Origin of the sequence: Bradyrhizobium sp. 1(2017), from assembly GCF_011602485.2 — a bacterium.
GTDB lineage: Bacteria > Pseudomonadota > Alphaproteobacteria > Rhizobiales > Xanthobacteraceae > Bradyrhizobium.
In genome coordinates this window covers 2,478,625-2,496,775 of sequence record NZ_CP050022.2, presented here as the reverse complement: position 1 = coordinate 2,496,775, position 18,151 = coordinate 2,478,625, and the positions used below count along the sequence as shown (strand labels likewise).

Sequence of the window (18,151 nt, the reverse complement as noted above, 5' to 3'; positions counted from 1 at the left end):
TGGCGTATCAAGCCGCCTTTGAGGGACGCGCCAGCGCGCGGCCGAACATCATGTCGGTGCGGATCGCCGCGACCTTGTCGCGATTGCGGATCAGCTCGAGATACCAGAGCGCATCGACGGTATCGCCGATCAGCACGGCGCCGGTGAGCCGTCCGTCGGCGACGACGAGCTTCTTGTAGGTGCCACGCCTGCGGTCGGACAGCACGAGGCTCTCGCTGCCCATGAAGTCTCCGGCCGAGAACACGCTGACGCCGGAGACCTTCAGGTTGGTCGAGACCACGCTGCCCTGATAGGCGGCGGGACGGCCGGCCAGATGCCGCGCCAGCACCCGCGCCTGCTCATAGGCCGGCTCGACCAGGCCATAGCAGGTGCCGCGATGCTCGGCACATTCGCCGAGCGCAAAAATGTCCGATGAGGAGGTCTGCATCACGTCGTTGACGACGACGCCGCGGTTGACCGCGATGCCGGCCTCCTTGGCGAGCGCCACGTTCGGCTTGATGCCGGCCGCGAAGATCACGGCATCGGCCTCGATGCGGCCGCCGTCGGCGAGCTCGACGGCCTCGACGTGACCATCGCCATGGATGCGGGCGGTTGAGGCATTGAGCTGGATGCGGATCCCCTTGCGCTCGACCAGCGTCTTGAGCAGATCGGCAGCCGGCCCATCGAGCTGACGCTCCATCAGCCGGTCCATCAGATGCAGCAGCGTCACCGGCGCACCGGCCTTGGCGAGGCCGTAAGCCGCCTCCAACCCAAGCAGGCCGCCGCCGACCACCACGACGCGCTTCTTCGCAGCTGCCAGCGTCAGAAGCAGGTCGACGTCGCGCGTATCGCGAAACGTGTGAACGCCGGCGAGATCGGCGCCCGGCAGGTTGAGCCGCAGCGGCGTCGATCCCGTGGCGAGCACGAGCTTGGAATATTCCATGCTCTCTTCGCCTTCGATCTTCAGCTCGCGGCGACCGACATCGATCTCGGTGACGCGATAGCCGTAGCGCACCGTGACGCCGCGGTGGCGCCACCAACCGGCCGGCCGCAGCTCGATCTCGTGCGACCCGGTCTCGCCGGCCAGCACCGAGGAGAGCAGCACGCGATTGTAAGCGAGCCGCGGCTCCTCGCCGATGACGGCGACCGCGTAGCGGCCGAGCGCGGACTTGGCGAGCTCGTCGACCAGACGCGCGGCCGCCATACCGTTACCGACGATGACCAGCGGTTCACTCACGAGGCATCTCCTATTCAGCGGCCTGCGGCTGCGCGCCGTAGGCCTCAGACGTCATAAAGCCGGACAGCACGCCGTAGGCATCGGTCCAGGCCTTTGCGAGTTCGGGCGTCCAGGCCTCGCCAAGACGCTTCTCCAGGGTCCACAGCAACGTCGCGCCGACCACGGGATAGTGCTCGGCCGTGGCGCCGTAGGCGACGTGGCGCTTGGCGAGCGCGGAGGCCGCGGGAAGAATCGAGTCCAGGTTCGACAGGCCACCGACGACGGCGGCGAGCATGCCCATCAGCTTCTTGCGCTGCTCGGTCATGTCTTCGGGAAACATCGCGCGCACCGACGGCGCCACCTCGAACAAGCGATCGTAGAACAAAACCGCGGCTTGCTCCGATACCGGCGCGACCTTGGAAAAGCTCTGCTGGATGAGGGCGATCTGTTCGGGCGTCATGATGTTCTCCTGTCTGTTTCGGTCTGCCTTCGTCCGCGCCGTTGCGGACAAGGTTCATGGGTCAAACGTCATCAGAGAGCCTTCTCCCCGCGTACGGGGAGAAGCGAGATTCGTACCAATGTCAGACTCGCGCCTCCGCAAGGCTTGACGCGCCCTCACCCTGCGGGCTGCGACGCAGGTAGAACCACCAGGTCAAAGCGAGGCAGGAGGCGTAGAAGGCGAGATAGACCGCGAGCGCAAGCTGCGGCCCGCCGGTCATGGCGATCGACTTGCCGAAACCGGTCGGGATCAGATAGCCGCCGACCGCGCCGATGGCACCGATGAAGCCGACCGCCGCGCCGCTCTCGATGCTGGCCGTCTTGAGCGCCAGCGCGCGAGCCGCATCGCCCTTGCCGCGCACCTTGAACAGGTTCTCCTCGCGGAAGATCGAGGGGATCATGCGATAGGTCGAGCCGTTGCCAATGCCCGTCGTCACGAACAGGATCAGGAACATCGCCAGGAAGCCGGTGAAGTCCTTGTGCCCGACGAAGTAGAGCACGCCGACCGTCGCCGCCGCCATCGCGATCAAGTTCCAGAAAGTGATGATCGAGCCACCGACCTTGTCGGCCAGCCAGCCGCCGAGCGGCCGCGACAGCGAGCCGACCAACGGGCCGAGGAAAGCGATCGAGATGGTCACGGTAGGGAACTGGGTCTTGATCAGCAGCGGGAACGCGGCGGAGTAGCCGATGAAGGATCCGAACGTGCCGATATAGAGATACGCCATGATCCAGGTGTGCTTGCGCTTCACGATCGCGAGCTGGTTCTTCACTGACGATTTCGCCGTGGTGAGGTTGTTCATGAAGAACACGGCGCCGAACACCGCGATCGCGATCGGCAGCACCCACATCAGGCCGGCATTCTGGAGGAAGATGCCGTCGACGGGCGTTGCCTGGAACAGGTTGAAGACGGCCAGCGTCATCAGGATCGGGGTCAAGAGCTGGACGCTGGAGACACCGATATTGCCGCCGGCGGCGTTGAGGCCGAGCGCCCATCCCTTCATCCGATCGGGGAAGAAGAAGGAGATGTTGGTCATGCTGGAGGCGAAATTGCCGCCGCCGAGACCGGCGGTCGAGGCGACCAGCAGCATCAGCCAGAACGGCGTGTCGGGCTGGCTCACGAAATAGGCAAGCGACAAGGTCGGAATGAACAGGATTGCCGCGCTGAAGATGGTCCAGTTGCGGCCGCCGAACGTCGTCACTGCGAAAGTGTAGGGAAAGCGCATCAAGGCGCCGATCAGGCCCGGCACCGCGACGAGCTGGAACAGCTGGTCGGTGGTGTAATGGAAGCCCGCCTGCGGCAGCTTGGTGGTGACGATGCTCCAGATCAGCCAGACCGAGAAGCCGATATGCTCGGCCACGATCGACCAGATCAGGTTGCGTCGCGCGATGGTCTTGCCAGTCGCATTCCAGAACGCCTCATCTTCGGGGCGCCAGTCTGAAATCCAAGTGGAGTTCAGAGTCGGATTCTTCGTCATTGAGTATCCCTTCCAGGCTCACCGCTGCATCGTTGCAGGCTCAGCCTCCGGCCAAGGAGGCGCGCTCCGAGGCTTCACCCCGGTGGCGAGTTCACGATGGTGATTGATGATGTTGAGGGACGTCGTCGTTGGCGTCGGACAAGGTATTTCAATTTCCGTGCCAACTGCACTCGATCAGGAAATACAGGAAATTCAGGGACTTATTCGTATTGCCCGAAATTTTCGCACGCCATTTCCGCATGCAAATTTTGCGATTCGCTCAATCCTTGTGCGGCGCACAAGGATTGAGCTTGATGATTCAAAATTAGGCGCGATGCAATCGCGCAATAAACTTTGGTTTACGCGGCCTCTACGAAGCGATGACGCTCATAGAGGAATTCGAGCACGCGCTGCCGGCACTTCAGATAAGTGGCGCTGGTCGCAAGCTCGAGCCGCTTGCGCGGCCGCGCCAGCGGCACCTCCAGCACCTCGCCGATGCGCGCGCTCGGCCCGTTCGTCATCATCACGATGCGGTCGGACAGCAGCACGGCCTCGTCGACGTCGTGGGTGATCATCAGGATGGTGTTGCCGAGCTTCTGATGCAGCGCCATCACGGAGTCCTGTAGGTGTGCGCGGGTCAGCGCGTCCAGTGCGCCGAACGGCTCATCCAGCAGCAGCACCTTCGGCTCCATGGCCAGCGCCCGCGCTATGCCGACGCGCTGCTTCATGCCGCCGGAGATTTCGGATGGGCGCTTGTCCCTGGCATGCGCCATCTGCACGAGGTTGAGATTGTGCATCACCCAGGCGTCGCGCTCGGCGCGGGACTTGGTCCTGGCAAAGACCTTGTCGACGCCGAGCCTGACGTTCTCGTAGACGGTCAGCCACGGCAGCAGGCTGTGGTTCTGGAACACCACGGCGCGATCCGGCCCCGGCGAATTCACCTCACGGTTCTCCAGCAGCACGCCGCCGGTGCTGGCGTTGGTCAGGCCTGCGATGATGTTGAGCAGGGTCGACTTGCCGCAACCGGAATGGCCGATGATCGAGACGTACTCGCCCTTGTCGATCGTGAGGTTGATCTCCTTGAGCACCTCCGTGGTGGCGGCGCCGCGGGTGAAGACCTTGTCGATGTGGTCGAGCTTCAGATAGGCGGTCATGTGATCCTCCCCTTCAGTTCTGCGCGGTGCCGCGGGTGACGAACCTGCCGAGGCTTGCGATCAGGCGGTCGAGCACAAAGCCGACGATGCCGACATAGAACAGTGCCAGGATGATCTCGCTGATATGCGAGGAGTTCCAGGCGTCCCAGATGAAGAAGCCGATGCCGACCCCGCCGATCAGCATTTCAGCGGCGATGATGGCGAGCCAGGACAGGCCGATGCCGATGCGAAGGCCCGTGAAGATGTAGGGCGCCGCCGCCGGAATCATGATCTTGCCGAAGAACTCGAGCGGATTGAGCTGCACCACCGCGGCGACGTTGCGATAGTCCTGCGGGATGTTCCGGATGCCGACCGCGGTGTTGATGATGATCGGCCAGATCGAGGTGATGAAGATGACGAAGATCGCCGAGGGCTGGCCGTCGCGGAACGCCGCGAGCGACAGCGGCAGCCAGGCCAGCGGCGGAATGGTGCGCAGCACCTGGAACAGCGGATCGAGCCCGCGCATGGCCCAGACCGACTGTCCCACGAGCACACCGAGCGCGATGCCGGCGACCGCCGAGAGCGAATAGCCGAGTGCGACGCGCTGGAGACTGGCAGAGAGATGCCAGAATAGCCCCTTGTCTATGCCGCCACGGTCGAAGAACGGATCGAAGATCAATTCCTTGGTGTCACTGAACACCTTGGATGGCGGCGGCAGCGCCGAGCCGGCGCGGCGGCAGACCAGCTCCCACACGAGTGTGAGCAGCGCGATCACGACCAGCGGTGGGATCACGCGCACGGCGGTCTCCCGCGCCATGCGTGCGTAAGTCTCGCTGCGCGGCGGGCGCTTTGGCGTCATCGCGACGACCGGCGCGGCACTGGCCGCGGGCGTCGCAGCTTCAATCTCAATCTTGGCGGCAGTCATGCTCATCGCAATATCTCTCCGGCTGCAAAAGACGATGCGGCCGCCCGAAGGCGGCCGCTGGCTCCATCAGACTTCGACACGCTTGATCGCGAGCGACTTCAGATAGGCAGCCGGATTTTCCGGATCGAACACCTTGCCGTCGAAGAAGGTCTCCTTGCCGCGCGAGGTCGAGGCCGGAATCTCGGCGGCCGCGACGCCGAGCGTCTTGGCCGCATCCTTCCAGAGGTCCTCGCGGTTGACCTTGGCGATCAGCGCCTTGGTGTCGAAGCCAGGCTCGTACTTGCCCCAGCGAATGTCCTCGGTAAGGAACCAGAGGTCGTGGCTCTGGTAGGGATAGGAGGCGTTGTCCTTCCAGAAGCGCATCTGCTGCGGCGAGTTGTCGACGACGCGGCCGGTGCCGTAATCGAACTTGCCCTTCATGCGGTCGGTGATGTCCTCGACCGGACAGTTGATCCACTGGCGCTTGGCGCAGATCACCGCGGCTTCCTCGCGGTTCTCTGTCTTCTCCGCCCATTGCTGGGCTTCCATCACCGCCATCAGCAACGCCTTCGCCGCCTTCGGGTATTTGTCGACCCAGGCCGCACGCATGCCGAACGACTTTTCGGGATGCTTGTCCCAGAGTTCGCCAGTGGTGATCGCGGTGTAGCCGATGTTCTGGTGGATGAGCTGGAGATTCCAGGGCTCGCAGACGCAGAAGCAATCCATGGTGCCAACCTTCATGTTGGCGACCATCTGCGGCGGCGGCACCACGATGGTCTCGATGTCCTTGTCGGGGTCGATGCCGCCGGCGGCGAGCCAGTAGCGGATCCAAAGATCATGCGTGCCGCCCGGGAAGGTCATCGCGGCCTTCACCGCCTTGCCGCCGGCCTTCTTCTTCTCAAGCGCGGTCTTGAAGGGCGCGGTGTCGATTCCGACCTTGAGGTCTGCATATTCCTTGGCAACCGAGATGCACTGACCGTTCAGATTCAACCGGGCCAGGATGTACATCGGCGTCGGCTGGTTGTTCTGTGTCACCTTGCCGGCCGAGATCAGATACGGCATCGGGGTAAGAATATGCGCGCCGTCGATGCCGTTGCCTTCCGAGCCGAGCACGAGGTTGTCGCGCGTGGTGCCCCACGAGGCCTGTTTCTGCACCTCGACATCGGGCATGCCGTATTTGGCGAAGATGCCCTTCTCCTTCGCGACGAATAGCGGGGTCGCATCGGTCAGTGCGATGAAGCCGAGCTTGGCGCCCTTGACCTCGGGGCCAGCATCCTGCGCGAAGGCGCCGGCGGGGAAATTCAGTTTTGCTGCGGCGAGAAGTGCGGCGGTCGAACCGGCGGCTTTCAACAATTGACGGCGGCTCAGGCCAGTCGTTTCCGAGGGCCGGCGGGTGCGCTTGGTCATAGGCAGTGTCGTCCTTTGCATCGTTGCAGAATTGATTGGCGTCAGTGCACACGAGCAGCCCGTCCGTCCGGCGGCGCCGTCTTTGGCGCATGCGAACGCACGACGGGGGGACCCCCGTCTGGTGGCGTCGGCAAGTCGGATGAGAAGTCTCGCGGGACGGCTTCAATGGCGTCGACATGGAACTATTCAAGCTTCATGCCAAGGCTGACGACGGAAAAAGCGAAGAAAAATCATATTCTTAAGCGGCATGCGCCAGACTGACGCAGACCCTTTCCGCTCGCGGAATTTGCTGCCTGCTCAATCTTTGTGCGGCGCACAAAGCTTGTGCATTAGCTCATGCAACAGGCCGGAGGGCGCATCAGAAACTATCCGGGCGGATACTCATCCCGTTGATATCACTAACTTTTTCAGGCGGCCCGAGACGGCACGCAACTTGCTTTCCTCGTTGTCGTCAACGAAGACCTGCGGCTTTGCCGCATTGCTGCAGCCGCTGGCGGCTGCATTCCGGAAGCCCGACTGCTTCGCGGCTCTCTCGGTCGTCGTGACGCGATTCCCAAGGGCTTCGATCCTCAAGGCTTCCAGACTTTCCAATAGCTCTCGTGCGCGGCAGGCCGGCCCGCACGGCCCAAGACGTTCAGCCGCGCTCTCGCTGGAGGGTGTGTCGATCTCACTTACGAAGCAAAGGAACCATTGATGTCGTATCTCGCGCCTTCGGAATTCGTCACCAAGATGGTGGATGCAGGCGAGTCCAAGATCTTCATGTCCACCCGGGATACCATCATCCGCGCCTACATGGCCGGCGCCATCCTGGCGCTCGCGGCCTGGTTCGCCGTGACGATCAACGTGAACACGGGCCAGCCGCTGGTCGGCGCGCTTCTATTTCCCGTCGGCTTCGTCATGCTGTACCTCCTGGGCTTCGACCTCCTGACCGGCGTGTTCGTGCTCTCGCCGCTCGCGCTGATCGACAAGCGTCCGGGTGTCACCCTTGGCGGCGTGCTGCGCAATTGGGGCCTCGTCTTTGTCGGCAATTTCGCCGGCGCCTTCACCGTGGCCTTCATGATGGCCTTCGTCACGACATTCGGCTTCACCCAGGCGCCCGACAAGGTCGGTGCGGCCATCGGCAATATCGGTGAAGGCCGAACTCTCGGCTATGCCGCCCACGGCGCGGCCGGCATGGCGACGCTGTTCCTGCGCGGCATGCTCTGCAACTGGATGGTCTCGACCGGCGTCGTCGGTGCCATGATCTCGACCTCGGTCCCCGGCAAGGTCATCGCGATGTGGATGCCGATCCTGGTGTTCTTCTACATGGTGTTCGAGCATTCCGTGGTGAACATGTTCCTGTTCCCGTCAGGCCTGATGCTCGGCGCGAAGTTCTCGATCATGGACTACCTGATCTGGAACGAGATCCCGACCGTGCTCGGCAACCTCGTCGGCGGCCTCGCCTTCACCGGCATGACTCTCTACACCACGCATGTCATGACCAAGCCGAAGCGCCAGGTCGACAAGGTCGCGAAGCCCCGCGTTGCAGCCTGATCAAACACGTCTCGACAGGGGAGCCTCGCCCGGCCAGGGTGAGGCTCCTCTCTCCCGGTGATGACGATGCCCCCCGGTCTCCTGATCTCGGTCGGCCAGCATTCCGACAAGGGCCGCAAGCCCATCAACCAGGATTTTCACGGCGTCCTCATTCCGGAGGAGCCGCTGCTCAGCCTGAAGGGCATCGCGGCCGTCCTCGCCGACGGCATCTCCTCGAGCGCAGTGAGCCAGATCGCCAGCGAGTCGGCGGTCAAGAGCTTCCTGATGGACTATTACTGCACGTCGGAATCCTGGACCGTGAAGACGTCCGCCCGCCGCGTGCTCGACGCCACCAATTCCTGGCTGCATGCGCAGACGCGCAAGAGCCAATATGCCTATGACCGCGACAAGGGCTATGTCTGCACCCTCAGCGCCATGGTCATCAAGGCGACCACTGCGCACATCTTCCATGTCGGCGATTGCCGCGTCTACCGCGTCGCTGGCAAGGCGCTCGAGCAGCTGACCGACGATCACCGGATCATCGTCTCCTCGGAGCAGACCTATCTCGGCCGCGCGCTCGGCATCAATCCGCAGCTCGAGATCGACTACCAGGCCTTCGAGATCGAAGCCGGCGACACCTTCCTGCTGGCGACCGACGGCGCCTACGAATTCGTCGACGCGCGCTTCGTGACGAGCGCGCTGAACGAGCATGCAGCCGAGCTCGACGGGGCGGCCAAGGCGATCGTCGAGGAAGCCTACCGGCGCGGCAGCGATGACAACATCACGGTCCAGATCCTGCGGATCGACGCGGTGCCCCAGCGCGAGCCAGCCGGAATCTTCAATCAGACCTCACAATTGCCGTTGCCTCCGCTGCCGGAGCCCCGCGCGATCCTGGACGGCTACCGCATTGTGCGCGAAATTCACGGCAGCAGCCGCAGCCATATTTATCTCGCCTTGGATGTGGAGACCGAGGAGCCGGTTGCGCTCAAGCTTCCGTCGATCGACCTGCGCGACAATGCCGCCTATCTCAAGCGTTTCCTGATGGAGGAGTGGATCGCGCGCCGCATCGACAGTCCGCATGTATTGAAGCCGCTGTCGCAGTCGAAGCGGCGCAGCTACCTCTACGTTGCGACCGAATTCGTCGAGGGCCGGACCTTGAGGCAGTGGATGACCGACAATCCGCACCCCGATCTCGAAACCGTCCGCGGCCTGATCGAGCAGATCGCCGCGGGCCTTCGCGCCTTCCACCGCATGGAGATGCTGCATCAGGATCTCAGGCCCGACAACATCCTGATCGACAAGACCGGCACCGCCAAGATCATCGACTTCGGATCGGTCAGGGTGGCCGGCGTCGCGGAGGCCGCGCCGCCGGAGGCGGCGGACGAAATCCTGGGAACGGTGCAGTACACCGCGCCGGAGTATTTTCTCGGTCAGGGCGGCTCGCCGCGCTCCGACATGTTTTCGCTGGCCGTGATCTGCTACCAGATGCTGACGGGAAAGCTGCCCTATGGCACCCAGGTCGCGAGGATCCGACGCAAGGCGGACGTGCGCAGGCTTCAGTATCGCCCGGCCGACGACGACCGCAACGTGCCGGCCTGGGTGGACGGCGCGCTCAAGCGTGCGCTCCATCCCGATCCCTACAAACGGCACGAAGATCTCTCGGAATTCGTCTTCGAGCTTCGCACGCCCAATCCAGCCTATCTCGACACCCGGATCACGCCCCTTTTGGAGCGCAGCCCGCTGATGTTCTGGAAGCTGACCTCGGCGGTGCTCGCCTGCGCGGTCGTCGTTCTGCTGGCGCTGCTGCACGCGCGTTAGGGCGCAAAGGGCGGAACCCCAGGTTCTGGCCGCCGCGCGACAATATCATCGTCCGAAAATTGCTGCTGATGCCACTTTGGCGGAAGGGGCAAGCCGATGATTTGCTCGCGGTCGCCGCGAAGTGACCGCCCCGGCAATGTCGAAGATGCTGAGCTTCTGTGAAATAGTTTACATGCCTGGGCTCTTGGCCCGGGCTAATGTGACGATGGCTTCTTGCTTTGAAGGAGGCATCCAATGCTCGCGGCAATCAGATGGAACTCCCGATATAGTGCTCGCGAATGGGTGATGAAGGCTGGAACGCTTGTCGTCCAGCTCCGCGCACATCCAAACCGACAGTACGACGGAAGCAAGCAGAAGCAGCCACTCTGGAAACACTTCGACGACACCCATCATTGGGACGCGACCGCGGAAGAATGGGTTCCCAACCATGATCGGTGATCGTGCCACGCATGTTGCGTTGCACAGCCTTGGAATGCTGGAGCGATCGACCCGAATACCTTGAATGGACGTGGTCGATGTAAGACCTGGCGGCGTGTCGTCTCAGGTCTTGGCTTTGGTCTGCTCGCAGTCGGCATCACGGACTGACGCGGAAGCCCTAACTTCTGCCCTACTGGGCTTGATCGTAGGCCTGCAGGATCCGGACAAAATCGGCCATGCTGGATCGATCTCGGGTTTCAGCCATTTCCGCAGTCTCGGGATTGGACGCGGGTTGGCTTGCCTGCCAGAACCGCATCAGGAGATGGGCGATGTTTTGCATGGCATACTCTCTGCAACAACCGTGGCGGTTAGCATCCATCGAGCGGCCAACTGCCGCCCGATCGAAAAAAGCCGGCGGGCGCTACGCCGCCGGCCTTGTCCCGCAACTGCCGGCTCGCAGGGCCGGTTCCGTTGCTTTTCACGCTGGATGTATCGATAGCACCAAGCCCTTGGCCGGTGCCATCGCGCGCAGGTATGAAGTGGCCATACTTAGGTAGACAGGCCGGTGGGTGGTGTCAGCCAACGCAGCGGACGTCGTGCGCGCCTGGGCTGCCGCACCAACCCGGTGGCCGTCATGCCGGCTCCGCCGCTTTCGTCCCGAGCGGCTTCGGCGCCATCCCGCCACCCGGCTTGAGATGGAATTCGTAGCTCATCAGATGCCACGGCCCGTTTGCCTTAATGCCGTCGGGCATCTCAAGATCGTTCCGCGGCTCGACCTTGGCGATGAGATCGTCCTTCACGCCGAACACAACGTCGGAATCCAGATATTTGTCGCCGTCCATGAAGACGTGGGTGATCAGCGGCTCATAGCCCTTCGCATTGACCAGGAAGTGCACATGAGCCGGGCGCATCGGATGACGCTTGGTCTGCACGATCATCTCGCCGACCGGACCGTCGGTCGGGATCGGGTAGCTGCACGGCAGAATGGTGCGGAAGAAGAAGCGGCCGTCGCCATCCGTGATGAAGCGCGCCCGCGCGGACGCGCCGACCTCGTCATAGTTCGGCTTCTGGGAATCATAGAAGCCGTCATCATCGGCATGCCAGACGTCGACGGGGACGCCGGCCAGCGGCTTGCCTTTGAGGTCGGTGACGCGGCTTTGCACGAACATCCGCTCGCCGGTCTGGTTGTTCGGCGAGATGTCGGTACCGTGCGCGGTCACCTTGTGCTCGCCAACATAGAACGGGCCGAGCACGGTGGTCTGGGTCGCGCCCTCGCGATCCCTGTGGTTGACCGCATCGACCAGCATGGAGACCCCGAGCACGTCGGACAAGAGGATGAATTCCTGCCGGGTTTCGGTGCATTTCTGGCCGGTGCGAGTGAGGAAATCGATGGCATATTCCCATTCCTCGAAGGTGAGCCCCGTCTTGCTCACGAAATCGTGCAGCGACTTCACCAATTCCTGGAGCAGGAATTTCGCGCGCGGATTGGGCGTGTTGTCGAAGCTCTTGACGACGGCTTCGGTGAGTTCGGTCTCGTTGAACTGGGTCATAATGCGTTTGCCCTCGCGTTTTTCTCGTTGGCCCCCCCTCGGGAATCCCGGGACTTTCTGGAGGCGTTCCAGGGTACAGCCTACACCAGCGGGCCGGCTCGCGTTAAGCGCGACCGGTTGGAATGAGGCCGCCATTTCGGCTATCAACGCCTGACAAACTGCCCGGAGGAACTCATGCTTGCCCCTACCCCCGCCTCGCCCGAATCCGTGGGCATGTCCAAGGCCGCCCTCGACCGCGTCGATGCGCATCTGAAGAGCCGGTACATCGGCGCCGGCCGCTTTCCGGGCACGCATCTGCTGGTCTACCGGCGCGGCAAGGTCGCACACAGCTCGGTGCAGGGCTTTGCCGACGTCGAGCGCAAGCTGGCGGTCAAGGACGACACCATCTACCGCATCTATTCCATGACCAAGCCGCTCACCAGCGTCGCCTTCATGATGCTGGTCGAGGAAGGTCTTGTCGCGATCGACGAGCCGGTCGCCAAATACATTCCGGAATGGAAGGACATTGGCGTGTTCGTCGCCGGCACCTCCCCGGCCTTCCTGACCCGGCCGCCGTCCCGGCCGATGCTGATCGTCGACCTCCTGCGGCACACCGCCGGCCTCACCTACGGCTTCCAGCAACGTTCCAATGTCGATGCCGCCTATCGCGCCGAAAAGATCGGCGAGGTCGAGAAGTCAGGCACGCTTCAGACCATGATCGAGGCCCTTGCCAAGATTCCGCTGGAGTTCTCACCGGGTGATTCCTGGAACTATTCGGTCGCGACCGACGTGGTCGGCTATCTCGTCGGCAAGATCTCGGGCATGCCGTTCGAGCAATTCCTGAAGCAACGCATTCTCGATCCGCTCGGGATGACCGACACCGACTTCCACGTGCCGGCCTCCAAGGCGCATCGCTTTGCCGCCTGCTATTCCGCCGATCCAGGCGGCGGAATGACTTTCCATGCGGGCCAGCGGCGCGAGGGTCTGACGCTGCAGGACGATCCGACCACCAGTTCGTTCCTGTCGCCGCCCTCCTTCATCTCGGGCGGCGGCGGCCTCTGCTCGACCGTCGCCGATTATCTCACCTTCTGCCGCGCGCTGCTCAACGGCGGCGAGCTCGGCGGCGTCAGGCTGATCGGACCGAAGACGCTGGCGCTGATGACGAGCAACCACATTCCGGGCGGACGCGCCCTTCCCGAGGTCTCGCGCTCGCTGTTCTCGGAAGCGACCTACAACGGCATCGGCTTCGGCCTCGGCTTTGCCGTAACCATGCGCCCGGCCGAGACGCTGATCGCCGGAAGCGCAGGCGAGTACAATTGGGGCGGCGCGGCCACGACCTCGTTCTGGATCGACCCGGCCGAGGAGTTGATCACCATCTTCATGACGCAGGTGCTGCCGTCGAGCGCCTACCCGCTTCGCCGCGAGCTGCGCAGCTTAGTCTACGCTGCGATCACCGAGAGCAATCTGTAACCAAACGAATCGATCCCGCGGCCCAACGGTCGCGGGATCACACATCACGCGCTCATTTGAGCATCTCCGGCACGATCAGACGCGGCAGGAACAGCGACACGCTCGGCCAGACGATGACGGCCGCCAGTACGAGCATCATCGGGATCAGCATGATCACCGTGTCCTTCAGCGCGTAACGAAGCCGCACGCCGGCGATCGAACAGGCGATCATCAGACATAGACCATAGGGCGGCGTGACCAGTCCGAAGGCCAGCGAGATGATGGAGATGATCGCGAACTGGACCGGATGGAGATCGACGGACCTGGCCAGCGGCTCCAGCACGGTGCCGACGATGACGATGGCCGGGATGGCATCCAGGAAGCAGCCCACCACCAGAAAGCAGAAGGCGATGAAGAAGCCGGCCGTGACCGTACCCATGCCCCATGTCGAGACGTTGGCCAGCAGCTCCTGCGGAATCTTGTAGTAGGCCAGCAGCCAGCCGAACGCGCTGGCGGTGCCGACGCAGAACAGAGCCACGCCGGCAAGTCGCCCGGTATCGAGCAAGGCCTTGTACAATTCGCGTATCCCTGTCTCGCGGTAGAAGAACGCGGAGAGCGCGACGGAATACAGCACCGCGACACAGGCGGACTCGGTCGCGGTGAACCAGCCGAGCAGAATGCCGCCAACGATAATGAACGGCGTCATCAGCGCCGGTATCGACCGCCAGATGGCGCATCGCATGTCGACCCAGGTCGCCTTCGGATAGGTCGGGTAGCCGCGGCGCACCGCGTAGACGTGCACGGTCGCCATCTGTGCGCCCGCGATCAGCAGGCCCGGCACGATGCCGGCCAGATACATCGCCGCAATCGAGGTCGAGATCAGCCCGCCCCAGACGATCATGAGGATCGACGGTGGAATGATGACCGCAAGCACCGCAGAAACCGCGGTGATGGCGATGGAGAACGAGAGGTCGTAGCCCTCCTTGGTCTGCGCGTCGATGAAGATCTTGGACTGGCTCGCCGCGTCGGCGGTGGAGGAGCCCGAGATGCCGGCAAAGAACACCGACAGCACGACGTTGATCTGCGCCAGAGATCCCGGCCAGTGCCCGACCATCGAGCGCGACAGCGCCACCAGACGGTCGGTGATGCCGCCGATGCTCATCAGGTTCGCCGTCAAGAGGAAGAACGGCACCGCAAGCAGGATGAATGAATTGTAGGCGTTGAAGGTTTCCTGCGCGAGCATCATCATCGAGAGATGAGGCTCGATCAGAAGGATCGGCACACAGGCAAGGCCGAGCGCGAAGGCGACCGGCACCCGCACGATGAGCAGGCCGACGAAGACACCGAACAGCACCAACGCGGCCTGTCCGGCCGAGAGTACATTGCCGCCCATCACTTTGCCCCAACCAGAACCCGCACTTCATCAACGATCTGTTCACCCGCAAAGACGATCCACGTCACGCCGGCTACGGGCCAGGCGACGTGAATCAGCCAAAGCGGCAGATCGGCCAGCTCCGACGTCCTGTTCCAGGCAAAGCGTGTGAACTCCAGACCGGCCGATACGAACACCAGCGCCAGCGCCAGCACGCCGAGCCGCGCCAGGATCCGCACCGCAGCCTCCGACCGCCGCGACAGGTCGGGCCACACGTCGACCTCGAAATGTTGCGCCTCCCGCACCCCGACCATGGCCCCGATCATGATCGTCCAGACGAACAGGAACCGCGCCATCTCCTCCGTCCAGATATAGGACGGGATGAAGGGCGTGTAGCGCGAGACGATTTGCAGCGTGACCGGGATGACCAGAATGCCGACGCAGGCGGCCAGCAGGAATTGCAGCAATTTCGCATAGGCCGCCGTGACGCGGCGCCACAGCGACGGTGTGGACGGGACGGGCATGTCAGACATTGGGACTCCGTGCGGCGCTCATCCGCCAGGTCCGGGCAGGAAGCGGGGCCTGCCCGGAATGGTGTCGGCGGACAGGGCGACCTCAGACGACGTTGATCTTCTCGAAAATGCCTTCCGCGCCGATTTCCTTGGCGTAGGTCGCCATCACGGGGTCGGCGAGCTTCTTCATGGCGTCGCGCTCCTCGAAGGGAACGCGCTTGAGCTTGCCGGACTTCTCGAGCGTGTCGAGCTTGACGACCTCTTCGCTCGATTCGAGCTGACGGCCGTAATCGCCGGCCTCCTTACCCGCTTTCATGATGGCGTCCTGCAAATCCTTCGGCAAGGTCTTCAGCGTCTTCACCGAGAAGCAGATCGGCCGGATCGACACGGCATGCTGGGTCAGGTTGAGATGCGGAGCGACTTCGTAGAACTTCATCGCCTCGACGCCGGCCGCCTCGTTCTCGCCGGCCGATATCACGCCGTTCTGGATCGCGTTGTAGATTTCGTTATAGGCGATCACCGTCGGGCTCATGCCGACGGCCGCGAAGGTCTTCGACCAGATCGGTGCGCCCTGCACGCGAACCTTGAGCCCCTTGAGATCGGCGAGATTCTTGAGCGGCTTGTTGGCGAAGATGTTGCGGATGCCACCGCCGGCATAACCGATCAGAACCACCTCGGCCTTCGCAGCGACCTCATCGGCGACCGGCGCCAGGATATTGGCCTCGACGACCTTGTTCATGTGCTCGATGCCCTTGAACACGAATGGCGCATCGATGAACGGGGCCGCCTTGGCGAAGGTCGACATGTGGGCCGGCGAGACGATGCCGTAATCGACCGCCTTGCCTTGCGACATGTACTCGAAATACTGCTTCTCGAGGCCGAGCGAAGAGTTCCTGTGCAGTGTGAAGTTGACGGGCTTGCCGTAATACTTCTTCACCAGCTCCTCGAACCGGAGCAACGCCCGGTTGAAGGCATGGTCGTCGTTGAACTGGACTGCGCCGTTCAGCGTGATCGGTGCCTGTGCCCTGAGGATCGACGGAATGCCGATCGCAGCCGCCGCAGTGGTCGCCCCGACACCAGCGAGAAATGACCTTCGCTTCATAGTCTCCCCTCCCTTTGATGCTCCACCCCTGTCGCCGGGGCGTGAGCGCAGCCGGTCTACGGCCGGCGTTCAGGGAGGGTATGAAAAACTGCGGCGGGACGGAAGCCAATTCCGATGCATGGCGTGGACAATGATGAGCCGTCCTGCTGATACAGTTCGACGCAGGACCGCGCTCACATCATCTATTGCACTGCAACTTTCACCTTCCCGCCCGCTTCCGGAGCGCGGGAGCGGAGACGGTTCATGACCAATTGTGCAGTGGCGCAATGCCGTTAGTGCTCTATGCTTCGGCTGTCCGGCGCCGTCGCGCCGGCGCCGGGAAATCCACGTTTGTCCAAGCTCACCCTGCCGGTCCGGCTCGCTCTCCTGGTCGCGGGAACGATGTTGCCGCTGATCGTGTTCGCGGTCGGCATCGCCGTCTACAATTACAGGCAGGACCGAAGTGACGCGACCCGCCGCGTGCTGGAGAACGTGCGTAGCATGCGCCTCGTGCTGGACTCGGAGGTCCAGCGCATGACAGGCGGTTTGCAGGTCCTCGCGCTGACGAACTCGCTGCGCAACGACGACTTCCAGAACTTCCGCCGCATCGCGCTCGGTTTTGTCGAGCAGTACGGCAAGGGCGGGCTGGTGCTGATCTCCGACCGCAAGGGCCGGCTCCTGTTTTCCTCGGCTACGGAAGACACTGCAAGCCTGCCGCGACGCGGCCATGTCGAGATCGTCGAAAAGGTGTTCGCGACCAGGTCGCCGCAATATTCCGACCTGTTCATCGGCGCGATCAACGGGCGGCGGGTGATTACCGTCGAGGTTCCTGTATTCCGCGACGGCGAAGTGATCTACGATCTCTGCTTCAGCCCGCCGATCAGCATCTTTCAGCAGCTGGTGGAGAAGCAGCGGCCCGATGAGCTCTGGACGGTGTCCCTGCTCGACACCAAGGGCGTCGTGTTCGCGCGCGTGCCGAATCCGAGCGAGACGATCGGCAAGCAGGCCTCCGGCACGCTCTACGATGCCATGTCTCGTTCTCCGGAGGCCGCCCTTTCGAGCGTTTCGCTCGACGGGGTCGCGCTGTCCTCCGCCTTCACCAGGTCGCAACTGACCGGCTGGACGGTCGTGGCCGGCGTCGCCGAGAGCTCGCTGATCGCGCCGCTCTGGCGCAACATCGCCATCACCAGCCTGATCGGCGGCATCCTGCTGCTGACCGGCCTGACCTTTGCGGTGCGGATGGCGACCACGATCGCGCGCGGCGAGATGCTGCACAATCTCCTGATCGATGAGCTCAACCATCGCGTCAAGAACACGCTGGCCTTGATGCAGGCGATCGCGGTGCAGACTTTCCGCAGCGCCAGCCGCGACGAGCGGACGAAGTTCGAGGGACGGCTCGGCGCGCTGGCCGAGGCACATAATCTGCTGAGCCAGGAGAAATGGGCGGGCTCCGAGCTCCGCGACGTGATCGCCCGCGTGCTCCAGCCGTTCGTGCTGAGCAATCCCGACCGCATCCGCATGGCCGGACCCGCCGCGCCGCTGTCGCCGAGGCTCGCCGTGGTGCTGTCGATGATCCTGCATGAGATCGCCACCAACGCCGCGAAGTACGGCGCATTGTCCAACGAGACCGGCCGGGTGACGCTGGACTGGGAGGTCATCACTGAAGCGCCCAAGCCGCGGCTGCGGCTGATCTGGACCGAGATGGGCGGACCGCCGGTGACGGCCCCCGTGCAGCGCGGCTTCGGCTCGCGCCTGATCGAGCGCAGCGCGCGCGACCAGCTCGGCGGTGAGGCAACCGTGGACTTCCTGCCGCGCGGCGTCGTCTGCACGGTGATCTGCACGCCGGACGAGGCGCTGTGAACGGACGAAA

Annotated in this window: 16 protein-coding genes; 4 read left to right on the top strand and 12 right to left on the bottom strand. The window is 63.3% G+C overall.

The genetic code is table 11. The features are described 5' to 3' along the window. Positions 1-7 precede the first annotated feature (7 nt). From HAP40_RS11930 to HAP40_RS11900, 7 genes are all read right to left on the bottom strand, one after another. Positions 8-1,216, bottom strand: coding sequence for an NAD(P)/FAD-dependent oxidoreductase (locus tag HAP40_RS11930; protein WP_166817616.1), 1,209 nt, complete (start codon positions 1,214-1,216; stop codon positions 8-10). Between the two features lie 10 nt (positions 1,217-1,226). Then, positions 1,227-1,655, bottom strand: a complete 429-nt coding sequence (locus tag HAP40_RS11925) for a globin family protein (RefSeq protein WP_166817617.1) — start codon at positions 1,653-1,655, stop codon at positions 1,227-1,229. Between the two features lie 121 nt (positions 1,656-1,776). Beyond that, positions 1,777-3,168, bottom strand: coding sequence for an MFS transporter (locus HAP40_RS11920; RefSeq protein WP_166817618.1), 1,392 nt, complete (start codon positions 3,166-3,168; stop codon positions 1,777-1,779). A 338-nt stretch (positions 3,169-3,506) separates the two neighbouring features. Further along, positions 3,507-4,301: an ABC transporter ATP-binding protein gene (locus tag HAP40_RS11915; protein WP_166817619.1), complete on the bottom strand. Its 795-nt coding sequence runs from the start codon at positions 4,299-4,301 to the stop codon at positions 3,507-3,509. A 13-nt stretch (positions 4,302-4,314) separates the two neighbouring features. Further along, positions 4,315-5,211 carry a nitrate ABC transporter permease gene (ntrB, locus tag HAP40_RS11910; protein WP_166817620.1) on the bottom strand — a complete coding sequence of 299 codons (897 nt, stop codon included), beginning with the start codon at positions 5,209-5,211 and terminating at the stop codon, positions 4,315-4,317. Positions 5,212-5,271: 60 nt separating this feature from the next. Further along, positions 5,272-6,591 (bottom strand): CmpA/NrtA family ABC transporter substrate-binding protein, encoded by a 1,320-nt coding sequence (locus HAP40_RS11905; protein WP_166817621.1) that lies wholly within the window; start codon positions 6,589-6,591, stop codon positions 5,272-5,274. A 381-nt stretch (positions 6,592-6,972) separates the two neighbouring features. After that, a complete protein-coding gene (locus HAP40_RS11900) occupies positions 6,973-7,182 on the bottom strand; it encodes a hypothetical protein (protein ID WP_166817622.1) in 210 nt (69 codons plus the stop codon). Between the two features lie 102 nt (positions 7,183-7,284). Between HAP40_RS11900 and HAP40_RS11895 the strand changes: the two genes are divergently transcribed. Both HAP40_RS11895 and HAP40_RS11890 read left to right on the top strand, forming a co-directional pair. After that, a complete protein-coding gene (locus HAP40_RS11895; RefSeq protein ID WP_166817623.1) occupies positions 7,285-8,124 on the top strand; it encodes a formate/nitrite transporter family protein in 840 nt (279 codons plus the stop codon). A 60-nt stretch (positions 8,125-8,184) separates the two neighbouring features. Continuing rightward, a complete protein-coding gene (locus tag HAP40_RS11890) occupies positions 8,185-9,921 on the top strand; it encodes a bifunctional protein-serine/threonine kinase/phosphatase (protein ID WP_166817624.1) in 1,737 nt (578 codons plus the stop codon). 607 nt (positions 9,922-10,528) lie between these two features. On the opposite strand, the gene HAP40_RS11885 is transcribed toward HAP40_RS11890, so the two are convergent. Further along, positions 10,529-10,678 (bottom strand): hypothetical protein, encoded by a 150-nt coding sequence (locus tag HAP40_RS11885; RefSeq protein ID WP_166817625.1) that lies wholly within the window; start codon positions 10,676-10,678, stop codon positions 10,529-10,531. Between the two features lie 292 nt (positions 10,679-10,970). Then, entirely contained in the window at positions 10,971-11,888 is a 918-nt protein-coding gene (locus tag HAP40_RS11880; RefSeq protein ID WP_166817626.1) for an intradiol ring-cleavage dioxygenase, read from the bottom strand. A 174-nt stretch (positions 11,889-12,062) separates the two neighbouring features. Here HAP40_RS11880 and HAP40_RS11875 point away from each other — a divergent pair, with 174 nt between their 5' ends. Beyond that, entirely contained in the window at positions 12,063-13,337 is a 1,275-nt protein-coding gene (locus HAP40_RS11875) for a serine hydrolase domain-containing protein (protein ID WP_166817627.1), read from the top strand. Positions 13,338-13,389: 52 nt separating this feature from the next. Here HAP40_RS11875 and HAP40_RS11870 read toward each other — a convergent pair whose 3' ends face one another. From HAP40_RS11870 to HAP40_RS11860, 3 genes are all read right to left on the bottom strand, one after another. After that, positions 13,390-14,709: a TRAP transporter large permease gene (locus HAP40_RS11870; protein WP_166817628.1), complete on the bottom strand. Its 1,320-nt coding sequence runs from the start codon at positions 14,707-14,709 to the stop codon at positions 13,390-13,392. Beyond that, complete coding sequence (locus HAP40_RS11865; RefSeq protein WP_166817629.1) at positions 14,709-15,221, bottom strand: TRAP transporter small permease; 513 nt, start codon at positions 15,219-15,221, stop codon at positions 14,709-14,711. The genes HAP40_RS11870 and HAP40_RS11865 overlap by 1 nt, the downstream gene beginning before the upstream one ends. 82 nt (positions 15,222-15,303) lie before the next feature. Next, on the bottom strand, positions 15,304-16,302 hold the full coding sequence (locus HAP40_RS11860; RefSeq protein WP_166817630.1) for a TRAP transporter substrate-binding protein: 999 nt from the start codon (positions 16,300-16,302) through the stop codon (positions 15,304-15,306). A gap of 381 nt (positions 16,303-16,683) precedes the next feature. Between HAP40_RS11860 and HAP40_RS11855 the strand changes: the two genes are divergently transcribed. Continuing rightward, positions 16,684-18,141: a sensor histidine kinase gene (locus HAP40_RS11855; protein WP_166819540.1), complete on the top strand. Its 1,458-nt coding sequence runs from the start codon at positions 16,684-16,686 to the stop codon at positions 18,139-18,141. Positions 18,142-18,151: the final 10 nt, after the last annotated feature.

Excerpts from the sequence above, each read along its gene's own strand:
- HAP40_RS11915 (WP_166817619.1), bottom strand. The coding sequence starts at position 4,301 with ATGACCGCCTATCTGAAGCTCGACCACATCGACAAGGTCTTCACCCGC.
- HAP40_RS11920 (WP_166817618.1), bottom strand. The coding sequence starts at position 3,168 with ATGACGAAGAATCCGACTCTGAACTCCACTTGGATTTCAGACTGGCGC.
- HAP40_RS11895 (WP_166817623.1), top strand. The coding sequence starts at position 7,285 with ATGTCGTATCTCGCGCCTTCGGAATTCGTCACCAAGATGGTGGATGCA.
- HAP40_RS11885 (WP_166817625.1), bottom strand. The coding sequence starts at position 10,678 with ATGCAAAACATCGCCCATCTCCTGATGCGGTTCTGGCAGGCAAGCCAA.
- HAP40_RS11865 (WP_166817629.1), bottom strand. The coding sequence starts at position 15,221 with ATGTCTGACATGCCCGTCCCGTCCACACCGTCGCTGTGGCGCCGCGTC.
- HAP40_RS11880 (WP_166817626.1), bottom strand. The coding sequence starts at position 11,888 with ATGACCCAGTTCAACGAGACCGAACTCACCGAAGCCGTCGTCAAGAGC.
- HAP40_RS11870 (WP_166817628.1), bottom strand. The coding sequence starts at position 14,709 with ATGGGCGGCAATGTACTCTCGGCCGGACAGGCCGCGTTGGTGCTGTTC.
- HAP40_RS11875 (WP_166817627.1), top strand. The coding sequence starts at position 12,063 with ATGCTTGCCCCTACCCCCGCCTCGCCCGAATCCGTGGGCATGTCCAAG.
- HAP40_RS11890 (WP_166817624.1), top strand. The coding sequence starts at position 8,185 with ATGACGATGCCCCCCGGTCTCCTGATCTCGGTCGGCCAGCATTCCGAC.
- HAP40_RS11855 (WP_166819540.1), top strand. The coding sequence starts at position 16,684 with ATGTTGCCGCTGATCGTGTTCGCGGTCGGCATCGCCGTCTACAATTAC.
- ntrB (WP_166817620.1), bottom strand. The coding sequence starts at position 5,211 with ATGAGCATGACTGCCGCCAAGATTGAGATTGAAGCTGCGACGCCCGCG.
- HAP40_RS11905 (WP_166817621.1), bottom strand. The coding sequence starts at position 6,591 with ATGACCAAGCGCACCCGCCGGCCCTCGGAAACGACTGGCCTGAGCCGC.
- HAP40_RS11925 (WP_166817617.1), bottom strand. The coding sequence starts at position 1,655 with ATGACGCCCGAACAGATCGCCCTCATCCAGCAGAGCTTTTCCAAGGTC.
- HAP40_RS11860 (WP_166817630.1), bottom strand. The coding sequence starts at position 16,302 with ATGAAGCGAAGGTCATTTCTCGCTGGTGTCGGGGCGACCACTGCGGCG.